General features: G+C 66.8%; 8 protein-coding genes. 3 read left to right on the forward strand and 5 right to left on the reverse strand.

Going from position 1 to position 11776, the window contains the following annotated elements; translation table 11 throughout:
* Positions 1-4: 4 nt before the first annotated feature.
* Positions 5-2209 carry a xanthine dehydrogenase family protein molybdopterin-binding subunit gene (locus ACQR1E_RS14225; RefSeq protein WP_316167597.1) on the forward strand — a complete coding sequence of 735 codons (2205 nt, stop codon included), beginning with the start codon at positions 5-7 and terminating at the stop codon, positions 2207-2209.
* A gap of 176 nt (positions 2210-2385) precedes the next feature.
* Positions 2386-3279 (forward strand): DUF3313 domain-containing protein, encoded by an 894-nt coding sequence (locus ACQR1E_RS14230; RefSeq protein ID WP_409977982.1) that lies wholly within the window; start codon positions 2386-2388, stop codon positions 3277-3279.
* Positions 3280-3392: 113 nt separating this feature from the next.
* On the opposite strand, the gene ACQR1E_RS14235 is transcribed toward ACQR1E_RS14230, so the two are convergent.
* The 4 genes from ACQR1E_RS14235 to ACQR1E_RS14250 form a co-directional block, all read right to left on the reverse strand.
* Complete coding sequence (locus tag ACQR1E_RS14235; protein ID WP_315717800.1) at positions 3393-4667, reverse strand: DUF2130 domain-containing protein; 1275 nt, start codon at positions 4665-4667, stop codon at positions 3393-3395.
* Positions 4668-4759: 92 nt separating this feature from the next.
* On the reverse strand, positions 4760-7837 hold the full coding sequence (locus ACQR1E_RS14240) for an efflux RND transporter permease subunit (RefSeq protein WP_315717799.1): 3078 nt from the start codon (positions 7835-7837) through the stop codon (positions 4760-4762).
* A complete protein-coding gene (locus ACQR1E_RS14245) occupies positions 7834-8907 on the reverse strand; it encodes an efflux RND transporter periplasmic adaptor subunit (RefSeq protein WP_315717859.1) in 1074 nt (357 codons plus the stop codon). Before ACQR1E_RS14245 ends, ACQR1E_RS14240 begins: the two co-directional genes overlap by 4 nt.
* Entirely contained in the window at positions 8907-10028 is a 1122-nt protein-coding gene (locus tag ACQR1E_RS14250) for an efflux RND transporter periplasmic adaptor subunit (RefSeq protein WP_315717798.1), read from the reverse strand. Before ACQR1E_RS14250 ends, ACQR1E_RS14245 begins: the two co-directional genes overlap by 1 nt.
* Positions 10029-10343: 315 nt before the next feature.
* Here ACQR1E_RS14250 and ACQR1E_RS14255 point away from each other — a divergent pair, with 315 nt between their 5' ends.
* Entirely contained in the window at positions 10344-10982 is a 639-nt protein-coding gene (locus tag ACQR1E_RS14255; RefSeq protein ID WP_315717797.1) for a TetR/AcrR family transcriptional regulator, read from the forward strand.
* Between the two features lie 310 nt (positions 10983-11292).
* Here the strand turns inward: ACQR1E_RS14255 and ACQR1E_RS14260 are convergent, their stop codons facing one another.
* Positions 11293-11592 (reverse strand): hypothetical protein, encoded by a 300-nt coding sequence (locus ACQR1E_RS14260; protein ID WP_315717796.1) that lies wholly within the window; start codon positions 11590-11592, stop codon positions 11293-11295.
* Between the last annotated feature and the right edge of the window lie 184 nt (positions 11593-11776).

Below are 11776 nucleotides of genomic sequence, written 5' to 3' on the forward strand. Positions count from 1 at the left end.
TGTCATGACAGCTCGCATCGGCACAGCCACCTCCCGCATCGACGGCCGCGCCAAGGTCACCGGTGTCGCCAAATATGCCGCTGAGTTCACCGCGCCCGATCTCGCCTTCGGCGTCGTGGTCAATTCCACCATTCCGAAGGGGCGGATCGTGCGCATCGATACCAGCCGCGCCCTGGCTGTCGACGGCGTCCTCGACGTGCTGACCCACGCCAACCGGGTCAGGATGGCGGACAAGGATGACGATTATCGCGACGAGGTCGCGCCGGAGGACGGCTCGCCCTATCGTCCGCTCTATGACGACCGGGTGCATTTCAACTATCAGCCGGTGGCGCTGGTCGTCGCCGAGGACGAGGGCACCGCGCGTTTCGCGGCGACGCTGGTCGCGGTAGAGTATCTGGCCGAGAGCTTCGCGACCGACCTGCATGCGCGGCGCGAGCAGGCTTTCAAGGTCGACAAGCCGCTCAAGCCGCGCGGCGACGCGACAAAGGCGCTTGCCGGCGCAGCCGTGCGTCACGATGCCGACTATGGCGTCCCGATCGAATATCACAACCCGATGGAGCTCTACGCGTCGACAGTGCTCTGGCGCGAGGGCGGCAAGCTCGTGGTCTACGACAAGACCCAGGGCGTGCAGAATGTGCAGCGCTACGTCTGCAGCGTGTTCCAGCTGAAGGAGGACGACGTCCAGGTGATGTCGCCGTTCGTCGGCGGCGCGTTCGGCTCCGGCCTGCGGCCGCAATACCAGGTGGTGCTCGCCGCCATGGCCGCGCTGAAGCTGAAGCGCGCGGTGCGCGTCGTGCTCAGCCGCGCCCAGATGTATGGCCTGTGCTATCGCCCTGCGACGATCGAGCGGCTGGCGGTCGGCGCCCGTGAGGACGGCACGCTGGCGGCGCTGACGCACGAGGCCGTTGCGATGACCTCGCAGCACGAGGCGTTCTCGCGCAACGACATCGGCTGGGGCGATGTGCTCTACACCTCCGCCACTTCGCGCGCGACGCACCGCCTCGCCAAGCTCGATGTGCCGACGCCCGGCGACATGCGCGCGCCCGGCGCCGCCAGTGGCGTCTACGGGCTGGAATGCGCGATGGACGAGCTCGCCGTCGCGCTGAAGATGGATCCTCTCGCATTGCGCCTGCGCTGCTATTCTGATCGGGATCAGGACAAGGATCTGCCGTTCTCCAGCAAGCGGCTGAAGGAGTGCTATCAGCAGGGCGCCGAGGCGTTCGGCTGGTCGAAGCGCAATCCCGAGCCGCGGTCGATGCGTGATGGCCGAGAACTCGTCGGCTGGGGCATGGCGAGCGGCGCCTGGGAGGCACTGCAGATGCCGTTCGCGACGCGGATCGTGATGACGGCGAATGGACATGTCGAGGTGGCGAGCGCGACCTCCGATATCGGCACCGGCACCTACACGATCATGGCGCAGGTCGCCGCCGACATGCTCGGCGTGCCGCTCGACAGCATCAATGTGAAGCTGGGCGACTCCACGCTGCCGAAGGCGCCGGTGGAGGGAGGTTCGTGGACCGCAGCCTCGATCTCGCATGCGATCGTCAACGCCGCCGATGATATCCGGGCGGAGCTGCTGAAGATCGCGCACACCATCCCGGGCTCGCCGTTGCAGGGGCTTGGGGCTGAGGAGGTGACGCTCGCGGACGGCGCGATCGTGGCCATCGCAGATCGCAGTCGTTCGGTGCCCATGGCCGACGTCATGCGCCATGGCGGCATGGACCGGATTGAGAAGGAACGCGGCTCGGAGTTCGAGGACGACGAGAAGCACGCGCATAACACGCATTCGGCCATCTTTGCGGAAGTGAAGGTCGACGAGGAGCTCGGCGTCGTCAGGGTGACGCGTATCGTCAATGCCGTCGCCGCCGGGCGCATCCTCAACACCAAGACGGCTTCGAGCCAGATCATGGGCGGGGTCGTCATGGGCATCGGCATGGCGTTGCACGAAGAAGCCCAGATCGACCAGCGGTTCGGGCGCATCATGAACGCCAACATCGCCGAATATCACATGCCGGTGAATGCCGACGTTCACGACATCAAGGTGATCTTCGTCGACGAGGAGGATCGCATCATCAACAAGATGGGCATCAAGGGCGTCGGCGAGATCGGCATCGTCGGCGTCGCCGCGGCGATCGCCAACGCGGTCTATCACGCCACCGGAAGGCGCATACGGGATTTGCCGATCACGCTGGACAAGCTGGTGGGGTGAACCGTCTTCTCTCGGCCATAATGGCGCCGGAGCGAGCCGCGCTCGCCACACCGTCTCCCTTGTTGGTGCCGTTTCGAAACATCTCTCCATTCTTCCGCCCCACGCCGTCCGAAATCTCGGAGAAGGATGCGCCGCCCGCGAGAGGGCGATCATCGTGGGCGTGAGGCGGGAGAAGCATGGTCGAGATCGACGTCGCGGCTTTCGTGAGATCCTGTACCCCCGCCACCATCCGCCTGATGATGCTGTGCGCGGCGCTCGGCCTGTCGGGCTGCGCCACGGCGCAGATGACGCAGAGCGGCGCGCTCGCATCCTATCAGTCGCTGGCGGAATCGAACGGCCTGCTCGCCAAGTCGCAGCTCAACGTCGACAAGGACAATGTGCTCGCGGCCCAGACCGTGCGTATCATGCCGACATCCTTCTCGGGCCAGGCCGGCGCGGTGCTGACGGACCAGCAGCGGCAGCTCGTCGCCAATGCCGTCGACCGCGCGCTGTGTCTCAACCTGAGCGAACGCTTCACGGTCGTGGCGCCCAATCAGAGGGCCGATCTGACGACGCGCACCTTCATCACCCAGGCGACGCCGACCGATCCGGTCGCCGCCGGTGCGTCGAAGGTCGTGTCGGCCGTGCCGGGCGCGCTCGGCGTTCCCGTTCCGGTGCCGCGGCTGCCGATCGGGCTCGGCAGTCTCACGATCGAGGCTGAGGCGCTCGACCGCAAGGGCCGGCAGCAGGCCGCAATGGTATGGGCGCGCGGCGCCAATTCGTTCACCAACTCGCCGGTGCTGTCGCAGGCCGGCGATGCCTATGATTTGGCAGGTTCGTTCAGCGCCGATTTCGGCCAGATGCTGGTGACCGGCGAGACGCCCTTCGGCAAGGTGCCGAAGCTGCCGTCGATCGAACGGATCGGCGCGGCGCTCGGCGGCAAGCCGAAGAACGCGGCGTGCGAGGCGTTCGGCAGGGATCCCGGGGTCATCGGCATGGTCGCCAACCGTCTGGGCGCACCGCCGGAATGGGTCGACAAGGGCGCTGTGCCAAGAGACGCACAGGCGAGCACGCAGATCGCGAAGCAGTAGCGGTCATCTGCATCCGCATGCCGCCATGGGAATGCGAGACGCGGCCGCGTCGGAAAGCATAAACGCGCTGCTGGTGCTGGCACACCTCGGAGCGGGGCGGCGGCCGGTGTGCGCTACTCCGCCGCCTCGCTCTTGCCCTCGATCAGCAGCACGTCGAGGCTCTCGATCTCCTGCATCGCGCGGCCGGCGATGCCCTGCAGGTCGCCATACAGGCCCGCCGTCGAATCCAGCACGCTGCGCAGTTGCTCCTCGCGCTTGGCCCACAGCCGCATCATGGTCTTGCGCTCGCGGTCGAGATCCGACTGCATCTCGGTGAAGCGCTCGACGATGGCGTCGATGCGGTGGCGGAAGCGGGGCCCCGTGAGATAGGCGTAGACCATCTCCATCTTGGTCTGCTGGCCCTCCTGCGCGAGCTTGCTGCAGGCGACGTCGATCAGCGACTGCCGCAGTGCCAGCGACAGTGGCAGCGCGAAGCGCGGCTCGGCGACCCAGACGCCGTCGATCAGGTCGAAGCCGTCGACCCCCTTGGGCAGCGCGCTCGAGACGATCAGCGCGATGTCGGCCTTGGCGGCGCGCAGGTCGTCGCGCAGCTTCACCAGCCAGCCATCGCTCCAGTTCTTGGTGCGCTTGGATTCCCACAGGATCGCGCCGCAGGCCTGGCCACCGGGGCCGACCACGCGATGGATCACGTCGCCGCCGAACTCGCCCTTCGGAACCGGCTCGACCAGGTCGCGGGGAAAGCGCGCGCGCAGTTGTGACTCCAGCTCGATCTCCAGTGCCTCGCCCTGCAGCTGCTGCGAGCCCTGCTCGGCCTTGCGGCGAAGCTCCTCGATCTGGCGCTGCATGCCTGCGATCTGGGTCTCCTTCTCGGCGACCTTGGCCTTCAGAGACTCCTCCGCCTCGAGCCGCGCCTTGTCGCGCACCGCGACGAGATTTTCCTGCACCTTGGTCTCGATGGTGAGATCGAGCTCGCGGCGGGCCTCGTCGAGCTCACGCTGCTTGCGCATCATCTCCGCCTGCGCCTTCTGCGCATCCGCCAGCTTGGCGTCCTTGCTGACGATGGCCTCGTGCAGCTCGGCGAGCTGGCGATCGCGGTTGCCCATCTCGTCGGCCACCGCCTGTCGTGCCTTCTCGGCCTCGGCCTGCGCGATCGCAGCGCGTTCGGCCTTCAGCTTGGTGGCGACCTGCTGGTCGATCGCAGCCTTGGCCTGCGCGATCTGCTCCTGCGCGGCCTTGAGCTGCGCCTCGCGGCGGCCGAAATCGGCTTCTTTCGCCTGGAGCTGCCTCTCGAACTGCCGGCGCGTCTCCGCGATCAGGGGCGCTGCGAGCTGCTCGGTCAGCTTGATCTCGGTGCGGCAGGAGGGGCAGACGATCTGAGGATCGGTCATGATTCGCTTCCTTCCATGAAAGCCGAATCTAACCGGCCGCCGCGTGGCGTTTAACCCACGCGAACGGCTTATCCCACGCAATTATCCGCGATTCACGCCCCGTGCGGCGTGGCCTCGGACGTCGCCGTCGTGTCCGGCGCCTTGATGCGGAACCAGGCGACGTAGAGCGCCGGCAGGAACAGCAAGGTCAGCACGGTGCCGACGATGATGCCGCCCATCATCGCATAGGCCATCGGACCCCAGAACACTTCGCGCGCGATCGGGATCAGCGCCAGCGAGGCCGCGGCCGCCGTCAGCATGATCGGCCGCATGCGGTGCTCGGTCGCCTCCATCACGGCCTCCCACGGCGGCCGTCCTTCTTCGCGCAGATGCTCGATCTGCACGATCAGGATCACCGAGTTTCTGATCAGGATGCCGATCAGCGCGAGCACGCCGAGGATGGCGACGAAGCCCAGCGGCGCGCCGCTCGGCAGCAGTGCTGCGACGACGCCGATCAAGGCCAGCGGGGCCACCGCGAACACCAGGAACAGCCGCTGGAAGCTCTGCAGCTGCAGCATCAGGATGGTGGCCATGGTGAACAGCATGATCGGGACGACCGCGATGATCGGCGCCTGGCTCTTGGCGCTCTCCTCGACGCTGCCGCCGGTGACGACCTTGTAGCCGGCTGGAAGCTTGGCGTCGAAGGCCGTGATAGCCGGCTTGAGCTGATCGACCACCGTGTTCGGCTGCACCTGATCGATCACGCTGGCCTTCAAGGTCAGCGTCGGCAGGCGCGAGCGGCGCCAGATTTCCGGCTGCTCGATCTGGTAGCGCAGGGTCGCGAGCGCCGCGAGCGGGATCGACTGGCCGTTGGATCCGGAGAGCTGCAGGTCGCGCAAGGTCTCCAGCGACTGCCGTTCCTTGGCCTGGGCGCGGCCGCGTACGTCGATCAGATAGATGTCGTCGCGCACCTGGGTGATCGAGGTGCCGTCGAGCACGCTGTTCAGCGCATTCGCGATGTCCTCCGAGGTGACGCCGAGCTGGCGCGCCTTGTCCTGCAGCACGTCGACCTTCACGACGCGCGCCGGCTCCATCCAGTCGAAGATGACCGCCCCGAGATGGCTGTTGCCGCGCAGGACGCCGGCCAATTCCTGCGCGATCTCGCGCACCTTGGCGACATCGGGCCCGCTGACGCGATACTGCACCGGGCGGCCGACCGGCGGGCCGATGTCGAGCAGATGCACATAGGCGTCGGTGCCGGGGAACGTCTTGGTCAGATAGGCCTGCAGCTTGGCGCGGGCGCGGTCGCGCGCCTCGAGGCTCCTGGTGACGATGATGATCTGGCCGAACGACACGTCGGCCGGCTGCACGTCGAACGACAGCACGAAGCGCTGGGCGCCGGAGCCGACATAGGTCGACCAATGGTCGATGTCGGGATTGCCCTTCAGCGCCTCCTGCTCGAACTGCGCCATCTGCGCGTTGGTCTCGGCGATCGAGGAGTTCTGCGGCAGGTTGAAGTCGATCACCAACTCGGTACGGTCGGAGGAGGGGAAGAACTGCTGCTGCACGAAGCGCATGCCGAACACCGACAGCCCGAAGATCAGGACCGTGGCGACGATCGTGGTCCAGCGGTTCCGCATGCAGGCATTGAGCATGGCGCGGAAGATCCGCGTCAGCCGGCCGCCCTCGGCATGGTGACTCGGCAAGGTCGCGGGCAGGATGGTGACGCCGAGCAGCGGCGCGAACAGCACGGCGACGATCCAGGACACGACCAGCGACACCGCGATCACGACGAACAGCGTGAAGGTGAACTCGCCGGCGGCGCTGTTGTTGAGGCCAATCGGAATGAAGCCCGCGACCGTCACCAGCGTGCCCGTCAACATCGGGAAGGCGGTCGAGGTGTAGACGTAGGTTGCGGCCTTGCGCAAGGAGTCGCCGACCTCGAGCCGCGCCACCATCATCTCGACCGCGATCATGGCGTCGTCGACCAAGAGGCCGAGCGCGATGATCAGCGCGCCCAGCGAGATGCGCTGCAGCGAGATGCCGGTGTAGGCCATGAACAGGAAGGTGATGGCGAGCACCAGCGGGATCGAGATCGCGACCACGAGGCCGGCGCGGACGCCGAGGCTGACGAAGCTGATCGCGAGCACGATGATCACGGCCTCATAGAGCGCCTTGGTGAAGCCGCCGACGGCTTCCTCGACGATCTTGGGCTGGTCCGAGACGAGATGCACGCCGACGCCGACCGGCAGGTCGGCGATGACCTTGGTCATCTCCTCCTTCAGCGCCTCGCCGAAATCGAGCAGATTGGCGCCGGCCTTCATGCCGATGGCAAGCCCGATCGCCGGCTGGCCGTTGAAGCGGAACAGCGACGTCGGCGGGTCCTCATAGCCGCGGGTGATGGTGGCGACGTCGGTGAGCGGGAAGAAGCGGTCGTTGATGCGCAGGTTGATCGCCTTGAGACTCTCCTCGGAGGTGAACTGGCCGGAGACGCGTACGGCGACGCGCTCGGGGCCGGCCTGCAGCACGCCGGACGGCGACACCGCATTCTGCGCCTGGAGCGCCGTCAGGATGGTGCGCTGGTCGATGCCGAGCGCGGCCACCTTGCGCGGCGAGAATTCGAGATAGATCACCTCGTTCTGCGCGCCGACGATGTCGACGCGGCCGACATTGGGCACGGTCAGCACCTTGGCGCGAACCTCCTCGACGCGGTCGCGCAGCTGGCGCTGGCTGAGGCCGTCGCTGGTGAAGGCGTAGATGTTGCCGAACACGTCACCGAAGCGGTCGTTGAATCCCGGCCCGACGACGCCGGACGGGAAGTCGCCCCTGATGTCGTTGATCAGGTTGCGCACCTGCAGCCAGGTCGGGACGACGTCGCGTGCCTTGGTGGTGTCGCGCAGATTGACGAACACGGTGGTCTGGCCGGGCACCGTCAGGCTCTTGGTGTAGTCGAGCGCCGGCAGCTCCTCCAGCTTCTTCTCGATGCGGTCGGTGACCTGGCGCGTCATCTCCTCGGCGGAGGCGCCGGGCCATTTGGCCTGGATCAGCATCGTCTTGATCGTGAAGGACGGATCCTCCTCGCGGCCGAGATGCACGTAGGAGAAGAGGCCCGCAGCCATGAAAGCGATCATGAAATACCAGACGAGCGAGCGGTGCTCGAGCGCCCAGTCGGAGAGGTTGAAGGACTTCACGGTTGAGATTCCTGATCGATGCGGACGGACTGGCCATCCTTGAGACTGTGCACGCCGGCGGTGACGACGCGCTGCCCGGCTTCGAGGCCGCCGGTGACGCGGACGCTGCCGTCCTCGTTGCGGGCGATCGTGATTTCCTGTCGCTTCACCGTCTTGCTGGTAGCGTCGACCAGCCAGACGAAGCTCTTGTCGTTCTGCTCGAGCACAGCCGAGCGCGGCAGCCGGATGACGGTCTTCTGCTCGATATCGAGCGAGGCGGTCACCGTGGTGCCGAGCCGCATGATCTCGGGCGGATTGTCGAGCGTGATGCGGATGCGGCGCGTGCGCGTGGTGGCGTCGGCGCGCGGCGCGATCTCGCGCACCTTGCCGGCGGCGCTGACGCTGGGATCCACCTGTAGCCGCACGGTGAACGGCGTGCCGGCCTGCAAGGCCCCGGCGATGTCGTCGCCGACATCGATCACGGCCTCGCGGATGTCGGGCCGCGCCACCGTGACGACGCTCTGTCCCGGCGAGACGACCTGGCCGACCTCCGCGCCGACGGCGGTGACGATGCCGGCGAAATCCGCCTTGAGCTGGGCGTAGCCGAGCTGCTCACGCGCCTTGGCGAGATTGGACTGCGCCTTGACGACGGAGGCCTGGGCGGCCGCGCGCGACTGCTCGGCGCTCTCCAAGGTCGCCTTGGTGGTGGCGTCGGTTTCCAGCAGGGTGCGCTGCCGGCCCTCGGTGCCGGTCGCATTGGTCAGTTGTGCCTGGCTGCGCGAGACCTCGGCGGCCGAGGCACGCACGGCGAGCTCGAGCGCGGCGGGATCGATCGCCGCGACGACCTGGTCCTGCTTGACCATGTCGCCGACATAGACGGGCCGGGCGATCAGCCGTCCGAGCACGCGGAAACTGAGATCGGCCTTGTAGCGCGGCTCGATCGTGCCGGTGACGGCCGAGCCGTTGGCCGCCTGCGGCTCGATCTTCATCGACAGCACCGGCCGGACCGGCTCGGGAGCGGCGGCCTTTTCGTTGCAGCCGGCGAGCAGAGCGAGCGCGCCGAGCGGAAGAACACAACGCATGGGCGTCATCACGACCGCTTCTCCTCGTTGAATACGATCTGTTGGCCGACGCTGAGCAGCTTGCCGCCATCGGTCACGACGCGGTCACCCGGTTGCAGCCCGGCCGACACCACGATCGCGCCGGTCTCGTAGTCCTCGATCGTGATCGGCTTCAGCGACACGGTCTTGTCGGCGGCATCGACCAGCCACACCGCCGGTTTCTTGCCGGCCGCGGTGAGCGCGCTCCAGGGCAGCACAATGCGTTGCTCCGGCTTGATGAAGCCGGTGACGCTGACGGCGCTGCCGAGGATCATCTCGGGCGGCGGATTTTCGATTGCCATCTTGACACGGACGGTCCCGGATTTGGGATCGATGGTCGGCGAGACTTCGCGCACTTGACCCTTGGCCGTCACCGAGGGATCCGAGAGCAGCGCAATCGCGGCCTTGGTGCCGTCGAACTTCAACGACAGCGCCGCCTCGTAGACGTCGACCACGGCATCGCGATCGCCGTCACGCGCGAGCGTGAACACGGACTGCGCCGCCTGCGCCACCTGGCCGACCTCGATATTGCGCGCGGTGATCGTGCCGTCGGCGTCGGCGCGCAACTCGGTGAAGGTGAGCGCGTCCTTGGCGGTGTCGCGCTGGGCCTTGGCGGATTCCAGCGAGCCTTCCGCCGTCCGCAGCGTCTCCTGGGCCTGGTCGAAGGTGGCGCGCGTCGTGAAGCCGCTCGAGAGCAGCGTCTGCTGCCGATTGAAGTTGGAGGTCGCGACCTTCACCTGCGACTCCGCGGCGGTCACGGCGGCCTCGGCGGAATCCAGGTCGGCCTGCTGCTCGGCCGGATCGATCCTGGCGAGCAACTGTCCGGCCTTGACGTGCGCGCCGACCTCGACGAGGCGCTCCGTGACGCGGCCGCTGACCCTGAACGACAGGTCGGCGAGCACGCGCGCCTGGACGTCGCCGGTCAGCGTGATCGATTGCCGGCGCTCCGACAGCTTGACCACCTCGGTTCGCACCAGCCGGGACGGCGGTGCGGTTGCGGCCGTTTTCTGCTCGCAGCCGGCCAGCAGCAGGCCGACGGCAGCACAGCCGGCCGCGGCCAGCAGGCGTGAGCCCGGCGCCCGAAGGAAGGGGAATCCTGTGATTGGAGACATGGTCGTATCTTCGGCCCGGTTGGGTGGTGGCGATCATTCCCATCCTGCCGCGCAAGCACGCAAGGACCGGAAAGCGCCTGTTGGTCGTCAGCAGCGCGCAGAACCCGCGCAGCCGCCCGCCGTTGCAGGCAAGGTTCACGCGAAAGTTGAACACCATCCTCTTGACAGTGCGTGAATTAGACAATCAAATCTAGAATAATTCGTCTAGTAACATTCTCGTGGCGGTTTCGAATTCCCCCTGTGTGGGTTGCCGGGCGCTCCCGTTGGGACATCGGCCATCGCTGCCGCCGCGGTGAGCCAAGGCATGACGCGAACGTGCGACGCAAAGCTGCGACTGACCTGAATGACCCCGCGCGCACGACATCACGTGCGCCGCGCCAGGCGCGGGGCCGTGAGCGGCGCGAGCAGCTGCTCGACGCCGCAGCCGCCATCATCGCCGAGTCCGGGATTGGTGCCGTCAGCATGCATGCCGCGGCCCAGCGCGCCGGCGCCTCGATCGGCTCGGTCTATCACTTCTTCCGTGACAAGGATCAGATGCTGGATGCGCTCGCCGAACGTCACGATGCCGAGCTGCAGCCGGCATTCGATCGCGTGCTGCAGCGGAGCGATGCGGAATGGGCAGCGTTGGCGCCCGCAGAGGTCATCGAGCAACTGATCGGCTGGGCGATCCGCTACTTCGTCCGCAATCCCGATGCGCTGGCGACGCTCGATCTGCACGACCAGACCGTGCATGCCGAGTTCAGGGCCGTCATCGACCGCGTCATGCGCGCCAGGCTTGGCGACGAACTGGGCAAACAGGCGGCCACTACGCTCGATGCCGTCGTGCTCGGCACCCTGCTGTTCACGCGCGAGCAGGATCCGCGCAGTCGCGACGTCGTGGTCGCCGCGTTGCCGGAGATGATGGCTACCTATCTGAACGCTCTCGAGGCGAAGCGGAAGCGGACGAAGGCATGAGGTACAGGCGGCGTATCGATGCGATCAGGGCGGCTATCTGAACGGCCACGCGCTGCTCTTCCGATGCATCGCCACTGTGCGCGGCGTCGCCGTGTCCGCGATCGGCTGGGCCGGAAGGACGATCCGGTCGTCGACGTTCCAACGGTCGAGCTCGTAGCGCCATTTGCCATTCTCCGATGTGCGATAATCGCAGTCCTTCAGCGCGCGATCGCGAGACGGTGGATCGATGACCGTAGACGTCGTTCGGCGCTGGCGACGATGCTGACGATCAGGCGGAACGACGAGGCCGGCGCGGACGTACGCATACCGCTCATCGCACGGGGCCCGCCGGCGAAGGCGTGTCGACATGATCCATCGTCGTCATCGACACCGGCTGCGGCTCGTCGATGAGAGCGGAGCGATCGCGACGGCGTGCCAGCCGCCGCTCGCTGCTCCGGTCGCGCCTGATGGCGATCCCTTCGACCAGCCGGGCCACGACGCCGACCACGGCAAAGCTCAAGAGCAGCGAGATGCACAGCAGCCCCAGATAGAGCTTCAGCACCGAGCTTGCGAAGCAGGCAAGCGCGATGAGCGCGACAATGGCCAGTCGGCCTTTGACGGAGATCGACATGATGGGGCGTTTCGCTGGTAGCTGATTGTGGGCGCCACTCTAGCGCCATGTTTTCTGCCGCCAAGCCGCGTCCCAATGGGTGGTAAATTTTGCCGCAAGGTCATGACGACAATCGGATGTGCTCCAGCTCAATCGTCGTCGCACGCGTCGCAGTTCAACTCCGCGTTGCGAAGATCCGGTTGTC

The organism is Bradyrhizobium sp. HKCCYLRH1030, assembly GCF_051168395.1.
In the GTDB taxonomy this organism is placed as follows: domain Bacteria; phylum Pseudomonadota; class Alphaproteobacteria; order Rhizobiales; family Xanthobacteraceae; genus Bradyrhizobium.